The 21,847-nt window shown below is 62.5% G+C and carries 14 protein-coding genes; 7 read left to right on the top strand and 7 right to left on the bottom strand.

What is annotated here, in order from left to right; genetic code table 11:
- Positions 1-7: 7 nt before the first annotated feature.
- Positions 8-319, bottom strand: a complete 312-nt coding sequence (locus AC3YOG_RS18005; RefSeq protein ID WP_489936062.1) for a hypothetical protein — start codon at positions 317-319, stop codon at positions 8-10.
- Positions 320-346: 27 nt separating this feature from the next.
- Positions 347-5,692 (bottom strand): DUF4082 domain-containing protein, encoded by a 5,346-nt coding sequence (locus tag AC3YOG_RS18000; protein WP_489936061.1) that lies wholly within the window; start codon positions 5,690-5,692, stop codon positions 347-349.
- Between the two features lie 618 nt (positions 5,693-6,310).
- On the opposite strand from AC3YOG_RS18000, the gene AC3YOG_RS17995 reads away from it, so the two are divergent.
- On the top strand, positions 6,311-7,618 hold the full coding sequence (locus AC3YOG_RS17995) for a glycosyltransferase family 4 protein (RefSeq protein ID WP_489936060.1): 1,308 nt from the start codon (positions 6,311-6,313) through the stop codon (positions 7,616-7,618).
- Here AC3YOG_RS17995 and AC3YOG_RS17990 read toward each other — a convergent pair.
- Entirely contained in the window at positions 7,575-8,507 is a 933-nt protein-coding gene (locus AC3YOG_RS17990) for a glycosyltransferase family 2 protein (RefSeq protein ID WP_127753358.1), read from the bottom strand. The two genes, AC3YOG_RS17995 and AC3YOG_RS17990, sit on opposite strands and share 44 nt — an antisense overlap.
- Before the next feature lie 285 nt (positions 8,508-8,792).
- On the opposite strand from AC3YOG_RS17990, the gene AC3YOG_RS17985 reads away from it, so the two are divergent.
- A complete protein-coding gene (locus AC3YOG_RS17985) occupies positions 8,793-9,683 on the top strand; it encodes a glycosyltransferase family 2 protein (protein WP_489936059.1) in 891 nt (296 codons plus the stop codon).
- Here the strand turns inward: AC3YOG_RS17985 and AC3YOG_RS17980 are convergent.
- Together AC3YOG_RS17980 and AC3YOG_RS17975 are read right to left on the bottom strand one after the other, a co-directional pair.
- On the bottom strand, positions 9,680-10,918 hold the full coding sequence (locus AC3YOG_RS17980) for a glycosyltransferase family 4 protein (protein WP_489936058.1): 1,239 nt from the start codon (positions 10,916-10,918) through the stop codon (positions 9,680-9,682). The two genes, AC3YOG_RS17985 and AC3YOG_RS17980, sit on opposite strands and share 4 nt — an antisense overlap.
- Positions 10,918-12,285 carry an O-antigen ligase family protein gene (locus AC3YOG_RS17975; protein WP_489936057.1) on the bottom strand — a complete coding sequence of 456 codons (1,368 nt, stop codon included), beginning with the start codon at positions 12,283-12,285 and terminating at the stop codon, positions 10,918-10,920. The genes AC3YOG_RS17980 and AC3YOG_RS17975 overlap by 1 nt, the downstream gene beginning before the upstream one ends.
- Before the next feature lie 289 nt (positions 12,286-12,574).
- On the opposite strand from AC3YOG_RS17975, the gene AC3YOG_RS17970 reads away from it, so the two are divergent.
- The 4 genes from AC3YOG_RS17970 to wecC all read left to right on the top strand — a co-directional run bounded on the left by AC3YOG_RS17970 (position 12,575) and on the right by wecC (position 18,152).
- The gene (locus AC3YOG_RS17970) at positions 12,575-13,552 is read left to right on the top strand and encodes an FkbM family methyltransferase (RefSeq protein ID WP_489936056.1); all 978 of its coding nucleotides are present in this window, start codon (positions 12,575-12,577) and stop codon (positions 13,550-13,552) included.
- Positions 13,553-13,912: 360 nt separating this feature from the next.
- Positions 13,913-15,748 (top strand): M10 family metallopeptidase C-terminal domain-containing protein, encoded by a 1,836-nt coding sequence (locus AC3YOG_RS17965; RefSeq protein WP_489936055.1) that lies wholly within the window; start codon positions 13,913-13,915, stop codon positions 15,746-15,748.
- 266 nt (positions 15,749-16,014) lie between these two features.
- Positions 16,015-16,866, top strand: coding sequence for a WecB/TagA/CpsF family glycosyltransferase (locus AC3YOG_RS17960; protein ID WP_489936054.1), 852 nt, complete (start codon positions 16,015-16,017; stop codon positions 16,864-16,866).
- 26 nt (positions 16,867-16,892) lie between these two features.
- Positions 16,893-18,152 (top strand): UDP-N-acetyl-D-mannosamine dehydrogenase, encoded by a 1,260-nt coding sequence (gene wecC / locus AC3YOG_RS17955; protein WP_489936053.1) that lies wholly within the window; start codon positions 16,893-16,895, stop codon positions 18,150-18,152.
- Here the strand turns inward: wecC and wecB are convergent.
- Positions 18,125-19,303, bottom strand: coding sequence for a non-hydrolyzing UDP-N-acetylglucosamine 2-epimerase (gene wecB / locus AC3YOG_RS17950; protein ID WP_127753365.1), 1,179 nt, complete (start codon positions 19,301-19,303; stop codon positions 18,125-18,127). The two genes, wecC and wecB, sit on opposite strands and share 28 nt — an antisense overlap.
- A 460-nt stretch (positions 19,304-19,763) precedes the next feature.
- On the opposite strand from wecB, the gene AC3YOG_RS17945 reads away from it, so the two are divergent.
- Positions 19,764-20,447, top strand: a complete 684-nt coding sequence (locus AC3YOG_RS17945; protein WP_489936052.1) for a sugar transferase — start codon at positions 19,764-19,766, stop codon at positions 20,445-20,447.
- A 12-nt stretch (positions 20,448-20,459) separates the two neighbouring features.
- Here the strand turns inward: AC3YOG_RS17945 and AC3YOG_RS17940 are convergent, their stop codons facing one another.
- Positions 20,460-21,770 carry a polysaccharide biosynthesis/export family protein gene (locus AC3YOG_RS17940; RefSeq protein WP_489936051.1) on the bottom strand — a complete coding sequence of 437 codons (1,311 nt, stop codon included), beginning with the start codon at positions 21,768-21,770 and terminating at the stop codon, positions 20,460-20,462.
- Positions 21,771-21,847 lie beyond the last annotated feature (77 nt).

Below are 21,847 nucleotides of genomic sequence, written 5' to 3'. Positions count from 1 at the left end.
GAACCGGCTAGGAGTCGAAATTGGGTGAGGCGCTTTGCTGGCTGTTGCCGTTTGCCCTGGGCGGATTCACCGGAATGCCATTGCTCGGTTCATTGCGTCGAATGGCGCCGGCCTCGATCAGTCCGTTCATGGCGTTTTGCAGCACCTCGAAACTGTTGGCAAACCCCTCTAACGACATGACGATGCGCTGCCGGTGTTCTGGTATCGGCTGGCCGCCCGTATCGCGCATGGTTGCGGAAAGGCTGACCAAATCGATCCGCACCACCGTCCCCGTGACGGTGATCTCCCCGATGGCATCTGCATAGAGTTCGCCTTGCATGACTGCTTCCCTGACTTTGGTTCTGGCTCATGAGGCCAGTGCGTTGAAGATCACATCGACATGGTAGTTTGTGGCGTTGTAGCTGCCGTTGGGGAAGGCGCTGGTCCCGCCATAGGCGAACAGACCATTGCCGCCGCTGGAGGCGCTTGACGGTGCAGTCAGCGGCCCGGAGGTTACCGGGGAGGCGAGGCCAAATGGCGTGGCCGAGTAGTTGCCATTGGTGTGGTAGGAAACGACATAGGTGGTGTTCGCCTCAATGGCGATCGGGGTGGCAAAGGAGGCTGTCTGCCAGCCGCTGGCGGTCTCGTTCTGGAAGATCACGCTGCCCTTTGACTGGCCGTCGGCAGTCCAAAGCGCGCCCGTGTGCAGCCCGGTATTTTGGGGCCCCTTGTAGAACTTGATCCCGCTCACCACGCCAGCCACCGAACTGGTGAACTTCATTCCCAGTTGAACCGGACTAGGATCATTGACGGTCACCGTTACGGGCGTCGCCGTTTCGGGGAACAGCGAGATCCCCGTCGCCGCCGGAGCTACCGTTACCGCCACGTGGGCCGAAGCCGTCCCGCCACGCCCGTCAGCCACCGTATACGAGAACCCTGCCGGACCTGCGTAATCCGCTGCTGGTGTAAAGGTGACCAGCTTGGTCTGTGGATCGAATACCACCGTGCCATTGCTGGCGCCGCTCACGCCGGTGATCGTGAGCGTATCGCCATCGCTATCGCTGTCATTGGCCAACAAGGACGCGGCCGTGACCTGCATCGCAGCATTGAGCTGCGTGGTGAGGCCAGCATCGTTGACTGCAACCGGCGCGGTGTTGGCGCCCTGCTGATAAAACACGTCCACCCAGTAATTGGTCGCGTTCAGGCTACGGTCGGGTGGGGTATTTGTGTTCTCATAGGAGAACAGCCCGTTGAGACTCCCCGGACTGCTCTGCGGCGCAGTGAGCAGCCCATTTGTTGTAGCAGTGTTGAAGTAACCGGGGCTGGCCGAGTAATGGCCGTTCGGTGCGCGATAGGAAACGATGTAGCTGGCGCCGGCGGAGATCGCGATGGGCGTGCTGAAATTGGCCGATTGCCACCCAGATGCCGTCTCGTTTTCAAAGACGACAGTGCCCATCACGGCACCAGTGCTGGACCATAAAGTGCCGGTATGGATCCCCGTATTCTGTGGGCCCTTGTAGAAGCGCATCCCCGAAATAAAGCCGCTGGATGCAGCGGTGAACCGCATGCCCAATTCCACTGATCGCGCCTCATTTACGCTGACCGTTGCCGGCGTGACGTTATCGGCAAAGACGTTGCTGCCTACCACTGGCTCGGTGACGGCCACGCCCACGGAAGCTGACGCGGTTCCCCCACGGCCGTCCGAGACTGCATAATTGAAACTCGCCTGCCCGGCATACCCGGCATTGGGTGTGAAGGTCACGACATTGGTCTGTGCATTAAAGCCCACGGCACCGTTCACCGCACCACTGACGCCCGTGATGGTCAGCGGGTCTCCGTCCGGGTCATTGTCATTGGCAAGGAGGGTCGGGGCGGCGATCTGGAGCACCTGCCCCCGCCCCGTGACCATCCCCGTGTCATTGGCGGCCACGGGAGCACGATTGACGGGTGGCGTTACGGTCACGGCCACACTTGCGCTGGCTGTCCCGCCCTCCCCATCCGCTACCGTGTAGCTAAAGGACGCCGCGCCGGAAAAGCCGCTGGTGGGGGTAAAGACGATCGTGTTGGTCTGGACGTTGAACACGGCCGTGCCATTGTTGGACCCGCTAATGCCCGTAACGGTCAGCGGGTCACCGTCGGGATCGGTGTCATTGGCGAGGAGGGTCGCGGCATTGATCGTTAGCGCCGTATTGACGACCGTGTTGAAGCCGCTATCGTCGCCCGGGACAGGGTCCCGGTTGAGCTGAACGGCTGACTCGAACAGCACGTCCACCCAGTAGTTCGTTCCCTTGAAGCTACTGGTCGGCATGAGGTTGTCGGCGCCGTAAGTGAAAACGCCGTTGCCTGCTGCTGGCGCCGTAAGCGGGCCGTTGCTCTGGGGCGCGGTGAAATAATTCGACGTCGTGGCGTAGCCGCCATTGCTTTGGAAGCTGGCGACATAGGTCGTGCCGGCGGTGATCTGAACCGGATTGCTGAAGAGAACCGTCTGCCAGCCACTGGCCGTTTCGTTCACAAAGGTTGCCGTGGCCAGTTGCTTGCCGGTGCTGCTCCAAAGCGTGCCGGTATGCGTGCCGGTATCGGTAGCGCTCTTGTAGTACTTGATCCCGGTGATTGCCCCGGCCGCGGAAGCCACGAACTTGATGCCCAGATTGACCTCTGACTGGTCCGTTCCGCTCACAACGGCCGGGGCCGCCCCTGGCGCAAACAGCGAGGTAGTGGAAAGTGTCGGCACCACCGCCATGTTGACCTGCGCCGAACCGGTGCCACCGCGCCCATCCGACACCGAATACCCAAACGAGGCTTCACCGACAAAGCCTGACGTGGGGGTGAAAGTCAGGGTCTGCGCGTTAGCGTCGAAGACCACCGAACCGCCTGAGGCGGCCCCAGCCCCGATAATGGTGAGTGGATCATTGTTGGGGTCGGCATCGTTCGCCAGCAGTGTCGAGGCGAGAAACGTAATCGGCCGATCCCGGAGCACCGGGAAGCCGTCGTCGTTCTGTGGCGCGGGCGGATCATTGGGCGTGGGAACACCGCTATAAACGACATCTACCCAGTAATTGGTGTTGGACTGCGTAACTGGAGCTACGTCTGAGTTGCCGTAGCTGAAGACCCCGCTGGTTGATGTCAGCCCTCCACGCGTTTTGGGCGTGGCAAAATAGTTGGTGGTTGCCGCATAGCCCCCCCGGGTGGACAAGCTCGCCACATAGGTGGTCCCCGCCGTGATCGAAACGGGCGAGTCGAAGATCACCGTTTGCCAGCCGCTCGCTGTCTCCGCTGTGAAAGTAGCCTTGGCCAACCGAACGTCCCCGGGACCCCATAAAGTGCCGATATGCTCGCCGGCATTGCCCATGCCCTTGTAGTAGCGGATCCCCACTATGCTGCCCGAAGTGGCGGCGCTGAAGCGCACGCCGACATTGACCGGGTTAGGATCGCGGTTGAGCGGGTTGGCCGGAAGATCATTGGGCCCGAACAGGTGACCGGTGCCACCCTGGTCGACATTGACGGTCACCCCGGCAGCCGGCGTTTCCAGATTGATGCTGTCATCCACCGCGCGCGTGCGAATGGTGTAGTTGCCGCCCGAAATGGGCGTCCAGCTATAGGTCCAGTTTGTGGTGCCGCTGGCCCGGTGCCACGAGGTGCCGCCATTGGTCGAAACCTCGACCACGGCCACACTCCCCCCGCCGGCATCAGTTGCCGTGCCGGTGATCGTCACTGTTTGGGCAGCAGTCAGCTGGCCGGTTGCCGTTGGCGACGTGATCGTTGTCGTGGGCGCCAGTTCATCTTCGCTCTCGGAAGCGGCAACCAGGCTTTCCATCAGGGTGGCCGGTTGCACCCCCATCTCGGCGAACAGGTTGATCATGGCCTGTTGCACATTGGGGTCGGTCGGGGTCGCTTCGTTGTCGTGGTGGCTGTCCAGGCCCCAGGACCAGTAAACCGTGCCGGCACTAAACACCAAGGCGCCGCTGGGCGCCCGATACATGGTCAAGCTGTGGGACGCCGTTCCCGAGCCAACCGCACTGCCATAGTCCAGCAGCAGGCTTTCGACGTCCACAGTAGTGGAGGACAGCGGCACCAAGCCCGCTGGTCGGAAACCGTTGTCGAGATCGGAATTCCACTCATAACCGAGCAGGTTCTTGGTGAGCGTATAAACCTCGCCCGGCTCCAGATCGGCAACCTCCGTATTGCTCCAAAAGCGCAGGTTGGACATGTCATAGGGTATGTCGATGGCGTCCAGCCGATAGGAATCGACGGTGAAGATCGTGCCCGTTAGCGCGTTCTCGGGCTTGCCGGAGCCAAGCACCGGGTCGCGCCAGGTGGACGTGGTTCCCTCTGCGTCCGTATTAGCGTTGTCCCAGCGCTCTTTATAGGAGACCAGCGTCTTGTATGGCGTATTGGTGCCATCGATGCTGTTTTCCCAGCGGGTCTCCCAATAAACGTCATTGCCGCTCCAGAACGACAGATTGACGCCCGCATCGCGTGCCGCCTCGACATTGGCCCGCTGCTCGCTCGACCAATATTCGTCGTGGCCGACGGTGAGGAAGATCTCGCCATTAAGCAGTTGGGCTGCGTCCGAGGCGGTGTCGATCCCGGAAATGTAATCGACGTCATAGCCGTTCTGCTCGAGAAAGCGGATCGCGGCATATTCCGCGCCAAACACATAGTTCTGCGGGCCGGACGAGAAACCACCATCGCGTGAAATAATCGGCCGGTTATAGCTGACCGCACTCGCACGACCCGCCCGGCCGCCGGCTTCAATGCCGCCATAAAGGTTGTAGCCGCCCCACCAGTTGTAGGCCTGCCAGGTCGTGTCAGAAGTCTGGAAGGTTATGTCGCTCGGAGCATCATCATCGCGCACGATGAAGGGGATCATGTTTTCCCCGCCTGAGCCGTCAAACCGCGTCAGCTTGGCGAAATACACGCCTGAAACGGCGTCGTCCGGGATTTCCCACGAGGCTGATACTGACCAGTTGCCCGCATCAACCAGCTTGGTTTCCTCATCCTTGTAGGGGATCGGCTGCATCACCGGGGCGGCCAAGTCCCGGTCGATGCTGTCCATCAGCCGGGCACCCGCCCCGCCATAATAGCCAAGCCGGTAGATATCGATCCGGTAGTCAGTCGAATCGGTGTTGATCTTGAAGTCGACGGTTTCGCCATGATTGCTGGTGAACTGCGCCGCAAAACCCTCGATCGAGGCATCGGCCTTGCCAATCATCCACTCGCTCTCGGGCGTACCCTCTTCCAGGTTTTCCAGCACAATGGCGTTGGGCGGGGGCGCGCCAGGGAGATCGGAAGGAGCCGCCGACGGATCCAGCCCAATTCCGGGCGATCCCCGCGGCGGCGTAGGGGCGGCAATCTCATCGGATGGCTCAAGCAGGATCAGCGTATTGGGCGAATAACCGGTCGGCAGCCCACTGCTGGCCGTCGGCCCACCGGTGCGCACCGAACACATGGTGCAGGCCCGTCCGGTACAGGATCCGCAGGGGGTCGTCGCAGCAGCGTTCAGCCAGCTGCCGCGCCAGTCGGGGCTGGCCGCTCCTGCCGGCGTCAATGTGGGAGTCGCTGCAACAGTCGCCGTTTCGGCGCTGACCTTGAGGGCTGCAGGTGTCGCTGCGCTCGACTTGTCTTCCCGGCCCAAGCTAGCACTGGCTGCAGTTGCCTGGGCAAGATCGGGCGCGCTGCTCGTCGGCAGTTCCACCGAGCCGGCTACAGCCATGGCCACTGCTGCCGGCGGCAACATCGGTGTTGGCTTACTCGCGGAACTGTCCCGGGCGGACAGAGCTAAGTTGGACGGGGACACCTCGGCACTTGGCAGCAGAATGGGCTTTCCCGCTTGGGAAAAATACGTTTCCTTGTCGGTATTTGCGCCGAGGTTTTGAAGTCTGTTCGGTCGATACTGCATCGCGCCGGACCCGGCAGTTCCGACGGAGCTCGCGGCATTGCCCGCCCGGTAGCTGGTGCTTGCGCGTTCGCCTGCCTTGAACTGGGGAGCGGGGCTGCTGAACATTGCGCTGCCGCCCGACGCACCCTGGTAGCGGCCCGTCGACTGGCTGCCGCCGTTGCTGCGATAGGATTTCATGTCAGCCCGCCAAATGCTTGAAGACCATGAAAATTGCATGCGTAGCCGTAAGCCGAAATCAACCGAAGGATTGCTCGCGCCTAGCTCACATTGCAGCCTGATCCGGAAAGATACGCAGGTTGCACCCCGCAGGTCCGCTCGGAGCGGCGCCACTACTCCTAGCCCGTTCCGGTGATTGCATCGCCGCCCGCACTATTCCTAGCATCGGCTGTTCGACCGAGCTCCGCTTGAGGGGCCGTTAGCAGGAGCACCGCCTTGGAGATTCTGGTCTTTGCGCACAAGCTCGAGGTCGGCGGCACCCAGGTTAACGCCATCGAGTTAGCCGCCCAGTTGCGGGATGCGCATGGCCACGATGTCGTGCTTTTCGCCGTGCCCGGTCCTATGGTCGCGCTCGCCGAGGACAAGGGGCTTCGCTATATCCCCGCCCCGACCGGCGCCGGCTATTCCCCTAGGCGGATGCGAGCGTTATATCGGCTAGCCCAAGCCGAGCGCCCCGACCTCATCCATGTCTGGGATGCACCGCAATACCTGGAAGCGATGTTTGCCGTCCACCTTTGGACGCGGGTGCCTATGGTGGTCACCTCCATGGCCATGGTGGTGAACAACGAGTTCCCGCGGCACATCCGGACTACTTTCGGGACGCCCGACCTCGTGGCCCAGGCGGTGCGCTCCGGCCGCCGGGCAAGCCCGCTCTTGCCGCCGGTGGATACCGACTTCAACCAGCCTGACCCCGCGCAAGGCCAGGACTTTCGCGAACGCCACTCCTTCTCGGAGCGAGACATTGTTCTCGTCACCGTCAGCCGTCTTGTGCACTGGATGAAAGCCGAAAGCTTGCGGGACACGATCGAGGCCGTCCGCACTCTAGGTCACGATCTGCCCCTGCACTTCGTGATCGTTGGTGACGGCACCGCCCGCCCCGAGATCGAAGCGCTATCTGAAGAGGTCAATCGCGAACTCGGCCGCACTGCCGTGCATGTGATCGGCCCGATGCTCGATCCCCGTCCGGCCTATGCTGCGGCTGACATCGTCATCGGCATGGGCGGATCCGCCTTACGTGGGATGGCTTTCGCCAAGCCGGTTATCGTAGTGGGCGAACAGGGGTTCTCCGGCGCTTTCACGCCTGAGACGGCACCCAGTTTCCTCCAGATGGGCATCTACGGCCTTGGCGAGGGCCAGTCCGGCCGCGCGCAACTAACCCGGCATATCGCCGAGCTTGCGGCCGGCCCCGAACGTCTCGCCGAACTGGGCGCGTTCGGCCGAGCCTTTGTCAGCCGCAACTTCAGCCTGGCCCAAGTTGCCAGCGATCTGCACCAACTCATGGCCGATTGCGTCGTCGCACAGCCGAGCTTTGGGCAATTTGCGGCCGACATGACGCGCACAACCGCGCTGTTCGTCTCGCATCGGCTTCTTCCCTATCAATGGCGGGCCCGGCTCAGCTGGGCCAAGTCCCGGCACCGCCAGCAGCTGCTAGCCTCCCTCCAGTTCCGGGGGCAGGCTTCGGCGACCCTCGACTTGCCGACTAACCCGACTGCACCAAGCCAAGGCGCTGGCCCGCCAGCGTAACCCCGCCGCGGAGTTTCCGGCTCAAGCTTTCAAGAACCGTCATCGTGCTGGGCGGATAATGAGCAATGCTGGCCAGCAACAGGCGCCGCGCCATTCTGGGTTTGCCGGTCTTGAACAGGACGCGGGCAGCGTTACGCATGATGGCAGCCTTTTGCCGCGGATAACGCTGCAGCAGTTGCTTATTGTTCTTGGCAATCAGCAACTCGCCCAGCATCTGGCGGCGCGAGTTCATCGAGATGCTGTCACCCGACACAAACCCTAGCACTGCGGCGTCTGTATGCTCGAAAATCTTGGTGTGCTGCGCCAGCCGAACCGCAAATTCCCAATCCTCATTGGCCCGGGCCCGCTCATCGAACCAAGGGCCTGGCGGCATGCAGTCGGCCCGGAACAGCGCGCACTGAACGCTTAGCCGGTTCTCATCGAGCAGGCGGCCCACCTGGTCACCAACTGCGGGCAATCGCCCCTTAGGCGAGGGCGTCACCGAAACATAGCCCGGCCCGTAACGGAGCCGGTCATCCCGTCCATAATAGATCTTGGGGCCCGTAACCGCACCGAACTCGGCTTCGAGCCCTGCCAACAGCACAAGCTGCCCCTCGAGTTTGCCCGGCAGCCACAGATCATCGCTATCCTGAAAGGCGATGAACGCGCCGCGCGCTTCGGCAATCCCGCTATTGCGCGCCGCTCCGGCGCCGCCATTGACCGGCCGGCGAACCAGCCGCACCCGTGGGTCATCGATCTGCTGCACCAGCGCCGCGATATCCTGGGTAGAGGCGTCGTCTACGACGATGACTTCGAGATCCTGGAACGACTGGGTCAACACCGAACCCATCGCGCTGGGCAAACTATGGGCTCGATTGAAGGTCGGCAGGATAACCGAGATGAGTGGCATGAATGCGCTCTGCTTGATCTTCGGCGCGACCCAACTCGGCCGCGCGTCTCCGTGCTGGCGACAGTAAGGAGCTCACCCCCGCTAGGGAGGCTACCTAAAGGACAGCTGACCCAAACCATTGGGCGTAACCCACGGTGCCGCCTACATCGAACCACGGATCGATGTTGACGCTTCACCCTGATTGCTGAGGTGAAAAACCGTTGGAGATCAACCAGGATAACAACCAGTTCCGACCCTTGCTGTCATGGCGCGGACACTGGACTTGCGTTTAACGGAGACACTGAATTGAACGCGATCGCTGAACCGGCCGAGCGGCTGGCCATCATCATAGTGGCCTACAACAGTGCCGATGCCCTGCCCGGCTTGCTCGACTCGATCCAGCAGCACCGCACCGAAGTCGCACGACTGGACGTCTTTGTGATCGACAACGACTCCCACGATGACTCCGTCGCCATTTCCCAGGCCCATCCTGTGGGTGCTATTGTCGTGCCAACCCGCCGCAATGGCGGCTATGCGGCCGGCATCAATATCGGTGCGGCCCTGGCCGGACCTGAGGCGCACCTGCTGATCCTCAACCCGGACACCAGGCTCCAGCCTGGCACCATGCGCCTCTTGCTCGAGCGTATCGTCGATCCGCGGATCGGGGTTGCCGTGCCCAAGCTGCTCCACGACGACGGCACCCTCGCCGCTTCGCTGCGGCGTGAGCCCTCGGTGATCACGGCCTGGTCCGACGCCTTGGTCGGCACCGCCGTTGCCGCCCGCATGGGCTTGGGTGAAATCGTCGCCAGCAAGGACCTTTATGAAAAGGGCGGGGAAATCGAATGGGCCAGCGGCGCCGCGTTGCTGGTCTCGGCCGAGGCGCGCCGCGCCGTCGGTGAATGGGACGAGTCCTTCTTTCTTTACAGCGAAGAGGTCGATTATCTCCGCCGCGTCCGGGTCGCCGGTTTTACCCCGGCCTATGTCGCGCAAGCCCATGTCACCCATAAGGGCGGCGCCTATCATGAGAGCACCTATCTCTCGGCGCTGATGACCACGAACCGCATCCGCTACTTCCGCCGCCATCATGGTCCGCTGGCCACTTGGGCCTTCCGGATGGCGCTGATTGTGGGCTCCACCATGCGCACGCCCCTTGGCCGCGGCCACCGCGCCGCCCTGCGTGCCGCCTTGGCCGGTTAGCTGGAACCGACCAGCCGCACGCTTGGCTGCCCGGCCCCGATCTCGTCATAGATCGCCTCGATCCGACCTATCCGAGCCGACCACAAGCCGGTCGCCTTGACGTGGTGGTAGGCCGCCTGCCCCATCCGCGCGCGCTGCTCGGGATCGCCGGTCAGCTGCCGAATCGCAGCGGCAACTTCCCGGGCCAGGCTCTCGGGCGTGCTCGCCTGCAGCCGGATCGCACATTGGGGCGAGACCGCGTTCCCCGGTCCTCCTCGGTCCACCACGATCAAGGGCAGCGAATAGGACATGGCTTCCAACGCCACATTGCCACCAGGTTCGCGATAGCTTGGAAATACGAACAGATCAGCATTGCGGTAGAAGGCGTCGAGCTCGGCCCTGGCCTTCCAGCCATGAAAGGTAATGCGGCTGGACACACCCATCTCCCCCGCCAGTGCCTCGCAAATCGGCTGCTCGGGGCCCGTGCCCACCACGTCTAGCGTCACCGCAACGTCACTCAGCAACTGCATGGCCCGGACAATGTCGCGCACGCCTTTGGTGCGCACCAGCCGCCCCACAAACAGCAGTTTGACGGTGGGCCCCCTGTCCGTCCGGACAATTGGTTCGGGCACCTGCTCAAGGGCCGTTTCGCTCATGAACTCGAGCCGTTTCAGCGACAACTCCGCCAGCGTCTCGCCCACATAGGGTGCAATGCCCAGCACGCAATCGGCACTTTCATAAGAGGCGCGCAGCAGCGGATCGAACTGCAGGCGATACCGGTCCATCCCCCGCAGTCGCATGAACCAGGGATTGCTGCCTTCTTCCTCCGCAAAGCCGGGCGGCGACGCCAGCGCACCCCCAACGGGGCCGATCACCAGCGGAATGCCCAGCCCCGCCGCCGGCGACGGATAGCGCATGGCCACCGGCGTTGGTTGATGGGCGACATCAAACTGCTCCCCCCGTGCTAGTGCGGTTTTGATCCAGCGGCGCGCGCGAAAATAGAACGGTACATAACTCGGCTTGAGCATGCTGTTGAGCCGCTCGGCCCGCGTGAACAGCGCCATTTCCGGCCACTCGATCACCCGCATCCCCCGCAACTGCTCGGCCGCAGGGCGAGCACTGCGCTTGTGATAGGTCAGCAGCGTCACCTCTGCCCGTTCCGCTAGCCGTGACGCCCACTGGAACGCAACCCAGGCTTCACCGACATCGGCGCCATCGCAGGTGGGCGCGATCAGGAGCAATTTGCGACGACCCATCACGCTCTCCTGACCCCTCGCTGGGGAAGCGGCTCCGGACGGCCTTCTCTTGTTATCGACGGGCGAGCCGGCCGGGGATCACGCGGTGCCCGGACCTCGCGAGCCGGCGCCACCGCCTCGACGCGGCTTCCCTCAGGCACATCCATCAGCCACAGCCCGCTGCCCATCAAAAACATGAACAGGACATAGGTCGCGTTCCAGTAGTGAACGGTCCACCCGACCACGAAGAACCCGGCCATGCAGATGAGGTAGCCCATCCGATAGGAATACTCCCTTGGCGGCAAATTGTGCTTGCGGCCAACGCCGATCGTGCTGCCCAGGAAAGCCGTGAACATCATCAAGCTGGCGGGGATTCCGAACACGATGGCGGGATAAAGCCAGAACATGTCGATGCTCTGCGTCATCCAGGACGGATGATCCCACATCCCATAGCCGACGCCGAACCAGGGATGGTTCAGGGCCGATTCCGATCCGAAATTCCAGATAAGAACGCGATAATAGGCGGACTCCCCATCGAGCGCGATGGTAGACAGCAGCACATTGGGCAGCGGCCGCTTGGCGAAAAGCTCGATGGCGAGGAGCGCGAGGCCAATCATTACAAGTAAAATCGTCCAGCGTGCCTTGAAGGGCCGCAACACCCACCCCCACAACAGCAACAAGATTTGCGCAACGAGCCCGCTCATCGGCCCGGCTGACAGCGAGGTGAAGGAGGTAAGCGCCACAAGGAAGGCGGTGCCCCAGCGGTGCCAAACCGGGCGCTCGTAACCCAGGACTGCAAAGCTGAGGGCCAGCGCGCTTCCGGTGCAGACACCAAAAAGGATCGGGTGATCAAGAACCGACTGCACCCGCTCCAGCCCCAGCCGCCCCGGCATCCTGAACTCGTTGATCGACGACATTACGGAAGAAAAGGTCCGCAACAGGATGTTCTGGCCTGTCACCGTTTCAATCAAAGCAAATGGCAAAAGGAGGAGAATGGCCGTAACCAGCACCGCGCACATGCGGCGAATATCCTCGGCAGTCCGGATCAGGGTTCGGGCAAGGAAATAGCTGCCCACCGTTTCCATGCCCTGCACGCCGCCGGACTGGAATCCCACATCGCCACCATGATTGACCCCAAGGCTGATCGCGCCCCAAAGCGCATATCCAAGCACGGCAAAATCGGGGAGACGTACCGGCCCCGCCCTGCCGCTCGCCCACAGCCACAAACAAGGAATGGCCGTCAGCAGCAGCAGGAGCCGGTAAGGGCTGATAACCAGCGCCCCCACATGGAACAGCCAGGGCACGAACAAGGAGAATAGCAGCACCGGAACCAGTGGGTTCAGACCCTTGACGCGATCTGCCAACGGGGGTGCTTCCCTCGCGCTCATGCGCGCGCCGTGATTTCGGGTTGCAGTGGACCGAAGCCCACTTGCGGTTCGCCCGGCCCCGGCAATTGCGACTTGTTCCATCAACCCTACCAGCAAGTCCCGGTCAGCCCCCGTCTTGCTGCAGACTAGAGAACCGCGTGACGCTCTCAACTACATCCTTCGGATCAGCCCCTCCTCCCGCGACAGCCTTGATTGGCTAATGCGGGCCGCCTTGTCCTCCTGAATGCTCGCACCCGGGGCGCCTAGCATCTACCGGCGCCGAACAAACTCGAGCAAGCGGAGGAACAAAGTGAACGTAAACAACCGTCTTGCATCGATGCTGGCTAGCTCCCGGTCGCACGCCCACAAGCTTGGCTGGGGCATGCGTTCGGTAGGGATCACGGCGACGCTTCGGGGTGCTGTGCGTTCCGCCCTTCTCCATCTGCAGCGCCCGCAACACGCCCAGATCAAGCTCGCCTCCGGCCCTGTCATTGAGTTCGATTATCCCAGCCAGGTTCCCACGGCGCTCGTCATGTTCGGTGACCTGATCGATCCCGAATTCGCATTCCTGCGCCGCATTGCCCGGCCAGACTGGATCGTCGCCGATATCGGCGCCGCTATCGGGCAGTTCACGTTATTTGCCGGCTGCCTGCCAGTTGCTTGCGTCCATGCCTTTGAGCCGAGCGGGGCCAATATCCGCACCCTGCAGCGCAACATCGAGCGCAATTGCCTTGCCGACCGCGTCCATATCCATCAGCTGGCGCTCGGTGAAGCTGAATATGAGGCGGTGTTCGAAACCACTGACCACACCTGGGTCAGCCGTCTGGCGCAAAGCTCCAGCCATTCGGGGGCCGTTGAGCAAACCGAAACGGTGCAGGTGCGCACCCTCGCCGGAGAACTCGAGCACCTCGGCGTCGACCATCTCTCCCTACTCAAGATCAACGTGGCTGGCTTTGAAACCGCTGTTCTAGCCGGCGCCGAACCACTGCTCAGGCGCGGCGGCGCCGACATTCTGGTGCTGCTCCTCGGTCTCGCATCGCTGCCAGAATATGCCAAACTTGCGGGCTGGGGTTACCGCTTCTTCTACTTCCATCCGCGCGAAGCGGCCCTCTATGAGGTCACCCAGTTCGATGCTGCTGCCGTTCTCGATCATCGTCCCTGGCCAGCTCGCCACATCATCGCCATCCATAATGCGGCTCTGGCACGTGGCCTGATCGGCGACTTGGCCGTCAGAAAGCCCCATGCTGCCCCGGCAGCTCCCGAACCACGTGAGTTGGAGCTTTCATAATCCTTGCCTGTACTTAGATAGTACTCGGCAAGAAACAGAACGAATCAGGATCAACAAGCCCCTTCCACCATCAAATCTCACGGAAGATGTTGCATACCTGCATCATCTGGGTTGAATCCATATACTTTCCCGCCAAGAACCTGGCCGAGTATTGCTCCAAATGGGGCAGCTCTTCGACAACCGCCAGTTCAAGAAAACGGAATGTCGATCAACGGATTGCCTCGAAAAACGTGACGCCGGCGCGTTTAGCATGTGGCAGCACTATGGCGGATCATCCCGATCGGAACACCAACTGGTCCCATTCCACCGTCACCTAATACCGCGCATCCAAACGGGGGTGCGGTAATTCAGGAGACGTACATGCCCTTGGATCTCACAAGGACGCTGCAAGGCTTCCCTGACGCGGACAGCACCGGCGTTCGGTCAGGCGTGAATCTTAAACAGGTTGGCGGGTTCACCGTCACCGAGGACAACGCGGTGATCAGTGGGCTCGATATTCGCGGCACTCTGACCATCGAAGCAAAGAACGTCACCATCGTAGACTGCCGCATTGTCGGCAACAGCTACAACGGCATCATCTCGCAGCGAAACGACGTAACCGTCGAGCACTGTGACATTGTGGGCGGCACCAACGGGATCTCCGGGTCGGGGACCTTCCGCTACAACGACATTTCCCAAGTTGACAACGGCATCAACGTTTATTCGCCCAGCGTGATCGAGCACAACTACATCCACGATCTGGAGGGCGGTCCCGACGCTCACTACGATGGGATCGAGATCAATGGTGGCGGCGGTTCAGCCGAGCAGACCATCATCCGCCACAACACGATCATCAATGATCACGGCCAAACCTCCGCGATCATGATCGACAACTACTTTGGCGGTGTCGGCAATATCCTTATCGACAACAACTACCTGACTGGCGGTGGCTACACCATCTACTCCGATGGCCGGTTCACCGACGAGCAGATCAGCGGCGTGCAGATCACCAACAACGTTCTCGGCGAAGGGCAATGGGGCTACTACGCCTTCTTCGAGAACCGCCCCCAAGTGTCCGGCAATACCGAGATCGGGGACCTTTGGCCACTGCCCGACTCTGGCGGAGCTCCCAACGAACCGGCTCCTCAGCCACAGCCACAGCCACAACCGCAGCCTGATCCTGATCCTCAGCCCCAGCAGCCCGGTGGAACCGGCACTGATGCCGCCGACACCATCACGGGGGATGGCGCTGCCAATGTGCTGGATGGCAGGGCCGGCAATGACGTCATCAATGGCGCCGGTGGCAACGACACCATCATCGGTGGTCTGGGCCGTGACACCCTGACCGGCGGCGCTGGCAATGATCTCTTCGTCTTCAAGAACGTCGCCGAGATGGGCCGCAGTGCCTTTAGCCGCGACGTCATCACCGACTTCACTCCGGGGCAGGACAAGATCGATCTGTCAGCCCTTGACGCCAATAATCAATTGGCGGGCAAGCAGGGCTTCACCTGGCTCGCCCAGGACAATGCCAGCTTCACCGGTCGTGCCGGTGAATTGGCCTGGCACACAGAGGCGGGCGCGAACCGAACGGTGATCCAGGGCGACACCAATGGCGACCGTATTCATGACTTCGAAATCCAGCTCAGCGGCATCGTCAAGCTTAGCGCCAGCGATATCGCCGGGCTGGCCAGCGGGACCACCCCTTCCCCCGCTCCTGAAGTGCCACCCGCCACTGTTATTTCCGGCACCTCGCGCAGCGATAGTCTGGTTGGCGACGACGGCGCCAATTCTATCGACGGGCGCGGCGGCAATGACACGATAGATGCTCGGGGTGGCGCCGACACCATCATCGGCGGCTGGGGCTGGGATACCATGACTGGCGGCGGAGGAGACGACACCTTCGTCTTCCGCACCGCGGCGGAGACGGGCTCCTATGTCGGCTCGCGTGACGTCATCACCGACTTCGAGGCCGGTCGGGACACGATCGACCTGTCCAGCCTGGACGCTGACCCCAATGTCGATGGCATCCAGAGCTTCTCCTTTCTCGCCCGGAATGGCGCCAGCTTTACAGGCACACGCGGGGAAATCGCCTGGCACACCGAGCCGGGGCAGAACCGCACCGTCGTCCAGGGCGATGTAAACGGAGATGGACGGCATGATTTCGAAATCGAACTCAGCGGCACCGTCCAGTTGACCGCAAACGACTTCCTGTTCTAGTCCCGCATCAACCCGTGAGGGCCGGCGTCAACCGCGTCGGCCCTCAGGCTTAGCAACTATGGTTATCGCTGCACTGCGCGGTCTGCCCGAGCCCCCAAAAGCTAGCGAGAACGAACTATCGACAAGCTCGGCTACCTCCGCCCTCAGTCCGGCCGCTCCCCGCCTAAGCCCACTAGCTTAAACTCCCGCAAAATGGGTTTATTGCGACCCCGTCAGCGACGCACCTAGGCTCCCTGCAGCAGAAGAAATCTGCCAGAGGAGCCTCCATGCACCAGGGAGTTCATTCACCCCACGGGCGGCCAGATGGCCCCTCACAGGGGCGAGCCGTCCCGGATCGCCGCCTGCTGTTTGGCGTGCAGCTTGATGCCGTGTGCATGGAGCAGGCGGTGGATCGTTGCCGCGAAGCAATGCTCACCCGCAAGCCCCTGCTGATCGGCGTCGTCAATGCCGCCAAGATCGTCAACATGCAGCGCGACCCGCAGCTCCAGGAAGCCGTGCTCGATTGCGACATGGTGCTGGCCGATGGCCAGTCCGTCGTCTGGGCCAGCAAGCTGCTGCGCCGGCCCCTGCCCGAGCGCGTCGCCGGCATCGATCTCTTCGAACAATTGCTGGATATGGCCCACCGTGAAAGCCGCAGCGTTTACCTGCTAGGCGCCAAGCCGCAGGTACTCGCCGCCCTCGTTCGCCAGATCGTCACGCGTTGGCCAGGATTGCGGATCGCTGGAAGCCAGCATGGCTATTACGACGAGGCGCAGGTCGAGGATGTAGCAGCCCAGATCAGCGCCTCGGGAGCCGATATGCTGTTTTTGGGCATGGCCTCGCCGCGCAAGGAAATCTTCCTCAAGCGCTTCCGGCACGAGCTAGGCGTGCCGATCCTGCACGGGGTCGGCGGTTCTTTCGACGTAATGGCCGGCCTCACCAAGCGCGCTCCGCGCAGCTGGCAGCGGCTCGGCCTCGAATGGGCCTACCGCCTGCTCCAGGAGCCCGGCCGCATGTGGAAGCGCTATCTCGTCACCAACACCGCCTTTGTCGCCCTGACCCTGCGCGAAGCTTTGCGCCCGGCCGGCGCCCTTTCCCCCACACCGCCAGCTGCGCCGCCGCCGCGCACCCCGGCTTGATGTCTGCGGCTCACAGGATCGAACTCATGTTGAACGAAGTCTTCAGCGGCACGCTGGCCGTAATCGGGATGGGCTATATCGGCCTGCCCACCGCTACCGTTCTCGCCACCCGGGGCATCCAGGTCATCGGCGTGGACGTCAATCCGCGCATTGTGGAAGCGATTTCGCGCGGTGAAACCCCCTTTATCGAGCCCGACCTGGCCGTCGCGGTAAGCGGCGCGGTGGCGATGGGTCGCCTGTCCATGTCGCGCGAGATCCCTGAGGCGGATGCCTTCATCATCGCCGTGCCCACCCCATTCAACCCCGATCACACCGCCGATCTTTCCTATGTCCAGGCGGCGGCCGAGCAGGTCGCGCTCAAGCTGCGCCCCGGCAATATTGTGGTGCTCGAATCCACCAGCCCGCCCGGCACCACCGAAAAGGTCAGCCGTTGGATCGGTGCGGTCCGGCCCGATCTCAAGATGCCCCATATCGTCGGGGGCAGCGCCGATGTTTACGTCGCCCACTGCCCCGAGCGAGTGCTGCCGGGCCGCATCATGATCGAGATGATCACCAATAATCGCGTTGTCGGCGGGCTAACCACCACTTGTGCCATCAAGGCGGCCAGCATCTACCGGGTCTTTTCCCAAGGTGAGATCCTCCTCACCGACGCCGCAAGCGCCGAAATGGCCAAGCTGGTGGAAAACGCCTATCGCGACGTCAACATCGCCTTTGCCAATGAGCTCTCCCTGATCACCGAGCACCTGCGGCTCGATGTGTGGGAGGTCATTCGCCTTGCCAACCAGCATCCCCGGGTCAATGTCCTGTCACCTGGACCCGGTGTTGGCGGCCACTGCATCCCGGTTGATCCCTGGTTCATCGTCGCGGCTGCACCGGATACCGCCAGACTTATCCGCACGGCGCGCGAAGTGAACGACCACAAGCCCCACCATGTCGCCAATCAGGTCATCGCCAAGGCCCAGCGCTTCCGCACGCCCTCCATTGCCTGCCTTGGGCTCACCTTCAAAGCCAACGTGGATGACGTCAGGGAAAGCCCGGCCATCGATGTGGTGGGCTTGATCGCCAACGCCCTGCCGGAGGTCGAGATCATGGTGGCCGATCCCTATGTCAGCGATCTCCCACCCAAACTGCACAGCAATGCCAATCTGCGGCTGGTGCCCGCCGGGCAGGCGGTGGACGAGGCCGATATCATCGTGCTTCTCGTCGAGCACGATGCCTTCAAGGCGCTACGTCACAACCGGCACAACGGCAAGGTGGTTTACGACACCCGCGGTGCCTGGGCCTGAGCGGCATCGAGGCTGGGAGCGAAATCGACCGGCCGCTCAGCCACGAGGCCGAAATAATGCGCAATGGCCTTCACGCAACGATCTGAGGCATGGCCGTCGCCGTAAGGGTTGACGGCCTTTGCCATCGCATCATAGGCGGCCCGGTCGGTGAGCAACCGGCTCACCTCGTCAAAGATGCGGTTCTCATTGGTGCCAACCAGCTTGACCGTTCCCGCCAGCACAGCTTCAGGTCGCTCGGTGGTTGCCCGCATCACCAGCACCGGCTTGCCAAGGCTGGGCGCCTCCTCCTGCACGCCCCCGCTATCGGTCAACACAATATCCGAGGCCTGCATCGCGCCCACGAAGTCGCTATAGCCTAGCGGCTCGGTGATGAGCACGTTCTCCAGATGCTGCAGGTGCGGCAGCAGGATCTCGCGCACAGCCGGGTTCAGATGCACCGGCAGCAACAGCTGGATGTCGGGGAACGCCTGCGCGAGGCGCGCCATGGCCCGCGCTGCCTGCGCCATCGGTTCCCCCCAGGACTCGCGCCGATGGGCGGTGATCAGCACGGTGCGGCGCCCTTGTAGCTTGAGCAGGTCCGGATTTGCCGGCGGCAGCTGGAGCGCCGCCACTTCCAGCAGCGCATCGATCACCGTATTGCCCGTCACGGCAACCGCGCTTGGCGAAATCGCCTCTGCTACGAGGTTCTGCCGCGATGTCGCCGTGGGTGCCAGATGCAGCTCGGCGATCCGGGACACCATGGTCCGGTTCACCTCCTCAGGGAACGGATTATAGTTGTTGTGCGTCCGCAGGCCCGCCTCAAGATGGATCACCGGCACCCGCTGGTAGAATGCCGCAAGCGCAGCGGCAAAGCAGGTGGTGGTATCTCCCTGCACCAGCACTGCGTCCGGTTGCTCCTCGGCAATAATGGCGGAAACCCCTTCCAGGGCCCGGCAGGTGATTCCCGTCAGCAACTGGCGCTCCGTGATGATGTTGAGATCATGCTTGGGGACGATGCCGAACAAGGCATTGACCTGGTCGAGCATCTGCCGATGCTGCCCCGTTACCGCAACCACCGGCTCGACCAGCCCCGACTCCGCCAGTGCCGCCACCAGCGGGGCCATCTTTATCGCTTCGGGTCGGGTTCCATAGGCCACCAGTATCTTGGGCATGATCTTGTCCTCGTCCACGCCCCGGTCGGGCGCGGAAAGACGCTAGGGCGCGGCTGCCACGATCGGCATAATCACATCAACCTAGTGGGCGGAGCGGCAAGCACGCTTGCTCCCTCCACGGTATGGCACGGCAATCAATTAGATAGGTCGGGCGCCAGCGGCAGGCGGAAATGGCCTAGGCCGAGCCGCACCCGTAACTCCTTGAGGGTACTTAAACCTACGGAAACCCTCGCAATTATTGATACGAAGCCGACTTCACCTAAGGCGCTCGGAGCTTGTTGGGGTTCCTCTCTGCGACAGCTTAATCCCCTCGGCGAGTTTTGCCCCCGTGTGGGAGGTCCTAACGTTCCAACACGCAGGAACTGCATCCGCATGAGCTTTGGCGGCAACAACGGCCCCGGCTGCCGCCACTCGCCAACATCGGCATCTGGCGCCTGCCATGCAACAAGCGAGGCCTATAATGTTTGACAGTTTCGTCGGCAAGCCGGCCAAGCCCGGTGCCGGTGTCGCCCCCAGCAAGCGCCGGCTCGCCCTCGCCCGCCGCTTCTATCAACCGACCAAGCGCCTAAGCGATCTGGTGTTGGTACTGGTGTTCGGGCCACTGTTCCTGCCGCTCATCGCGATGCTTGCCCTGTTGGTGCGCCTTGATGGAGGGCCGTCATTTTATCGCCAGCCGCGCCTGGGGCGCCACGGTCGCGTGTTTCGGCTCGTCAAGCTTCGCACCATGGTGGTGGATGCCGATGCCGCGCTGGCCCGGCATCTCGAGAGCGATCCAGCAGCACGCGCCGAATGGGCCGCAACGCAAAAACTGCGCCGCGATCCGCGGCTGACACCCATTGGCGGCTTCCTCCGCCGCTATTCGCTCGATGAACTGCCCCAGCTCTGGAATGTGCTGATCGGGGAAATGAGCCTTGTCGGCCCGCGTCCCATGCTGCCCTCCCAACGCCCACTTTATCACGGCACCGCTTATTTCGACATGCTGCCGGGACTGACCGGCCTTTGGCAGATCAGCGAGCGCAATGACTGCTCCTTTGCCGCCCGGGCCGATTACGACACGCGCTACGGGCAAATAGCCTCAATCGGCACTGATTTCCGCATCCTTTGGCGCACGGTTGAAGTCGTGTTCCGCGGCACCGGTTGCTAGGCTGCGCCTTTCCTAGGGAATGATGGCGAGGTCCACCGGGCCCGCCGTGCCGCCGGGCGTCTGCGCTGGTGATCGTCCCGGTAGTTGCACCTCCAGCGCTACCCGCACCAGGTCTCCCGGCACCAACACGCTGGCTTCACTGGCGTCCAGCGACACTGTTTGCTCCCCTTCCTGGCGCAATATGGAATAGCTGATCCCCGTTTTCGCCGTCTGGGCCAGCGTGGCGTTGGCGTCGAAATCCATCGATTGGCGCAGCATGCGCATCGTTGCTGTTTGGTTGAGCATCAGCTTTTCCAGCGTCGCCTGCTGTTCTTGCAATTGCGCCGCAGCATAGGATTGCTGCTCGTCCTGCAGCTTGGCCAAGTCCCGCTCGGATCGGTTGAGATTTTCCCGCGCCGACATCGTGGCAATGACATTGTCGAGCTTGTCCGAGCGCAGATCATCAAGGATACGCTCCGCATCGGTCAGCCGCGCCACCGTGGAAGCACCTGCGGCCAGCAGCGTCTTGAGCGAATCCACCTGCTGTTGCGCCCGCTCGATCTGCTGATCGATTGCGCCCGACTTTTGCTCCAGCGCATCGATCTCGGCCTTGTAGAGTACGGCCAACTGCTCCAGCCCGATCTGCTGGCGCAACAACTCGTTGGTGTGCGCATCAAAGATGCGCCGCTCCTGCTCCATGATTTCGGCCACCACCGGATCGGCAGAGTTGAGGGTGGGGTCGAACGTGATCTCAGCCTCGCGGGCAAATTCGGCCTTGAGCCGCGCCAACCGCGTCGTGGTGCGCAGGATATCGCGGCTATAACCCTCAAGGTCCCATTGCAGCTTGATGGTTTCGGACAAACCCGAGGCCCCTTCGATCCGCTGCTCGCCCCCTGCCAACGCCATGGCCTGGATCACCGTCATGCCGGGGCGATAGCTGTATGCGCCCGGCGCTTCGACATTGCCCACCACATAAACCGGCGGATATTCCAGCACCTGCACCGACGCATTGGGCGCATCGAGCAGCCCCAGCTCGGTCTGCAGCAACTCGCCGATGCGGGTGCCAAGATCCTCGGCGCTCAGGCCCGAGACATCCATGGAGCCCAGCGTAGGGACCGCCAGCGAGCCATCGGGCCCGATCACGAACTCTCCGCTCACTGCGTCCCAGCGCTTGTAGTCGCCCGTTGCCGGAACAAACTGCACTACACTGATCCTGAGCTTGGTCAGCGGGGCAAGTGGCGCCGGCGCCGCCATCGCGGCGGAGGCGAGCGAAACGCCCGCCAGCAACACCGCCAGGCGCATCCTGCGCCGTATCGCCAGCGAGAAATCGTGCAAGTTCAACATGGTGGGCCCCGCTCCAGCAGCATTGCCTGATCGTATCGCGAGGCGGGGGCAAAAGAACCAGCTACAGCGGCTTAGCT

Source organism: Devosia sp. Z6_126 (assembly GCF_058133495.1).
Note: the sequence above shows the minus strand (reverse complement) of the source record. Positions and strands in the feature narration are given on the sequence as shown.

Excerpts from the sequence above, each read along its gene's own strand:
- wecC (WP_489936053.1), top strand. The coding sequence starts at position 16,893 with ATGTTGAACGAAGTCTTCAGCGGCACGCTGGCCGTAATCGGGATGGGC.
- AC3YOG_RS17990 (WP_127753358.1), bottom strand. The coding sequence starts at position 8,507 with ATGCCACTCATCTCGGTTATCCTGCCGACCTTCAATCGAGCCCATAGT.
- AC3YOG_RS17945 (WP_489936052.1), top strand. The coding sequence starts at position 19,764 with ATGTTTGACAGTTTCGTCGGCAAGCCGGCCAAGCCCGGTGCCGGTGTC.
- AC3YOG_RS17940 (WP_489936051.1), bottom strand. The coding sequence starts at position 21,770 with ATGTTGAACTTGCACGATTTCTCGCTGGCGATACGGCGCAGGATGCGC.
- AC3YOG_RS17965 (WP_489936055.1), top strand. The coding sequence starts at position 13,913 with ATGCCCTTGGATCTCACAAGGACGCTGCAAGGCTTCCCTGACGCGGAC.
- AC3YOG_RS17980 (WP_489936058.1), bottom strand. The coding sequence starts at position 10,918 with ATGGGTCGTCGCAAATTGCTCCTGATCGCGCCCACCTGCGATGGCGCC.
- AC3YOG_RS17975 (WP_489936057.1), bottom strand. The coding sequence starts at position 12,285 with ATGAGCGCGAGGGAAGCACCCCCGTTGGCAGATCGCGTCAAGGGTCTG.
- wecB (WP_127753365.1), bottom strand. The coding sequence starts at position 19,303 with ATGCCCAAGATACTGGTGGCCTATGGAACCCGACCCGAAGCGATAAAG.
- AC3YOG_RS18000 (WP_489936061.1), bottom strand. The coding sequence starts at position 5,692 with ATGGCTGTAGCCGGCTCGGTGGAACTGCCGACGAGCAGCGCGCCCGAT.
- AC3YOG_RS17960 (WP_489936054.1), top strand. The coding sequence starts at position 16,015 with ATGCACCAGGGAGTTCATTCACCCCACGGGCGGCCAGATGGCCCCTCA.
- AC3YOG_RS18005 (WP_489936062.1), bottom strand. The coding sequence starts at position 319 with ATGCAAGGCGAACTCTATGCAGATGCCATCGGGGAGATCACCGTCACG.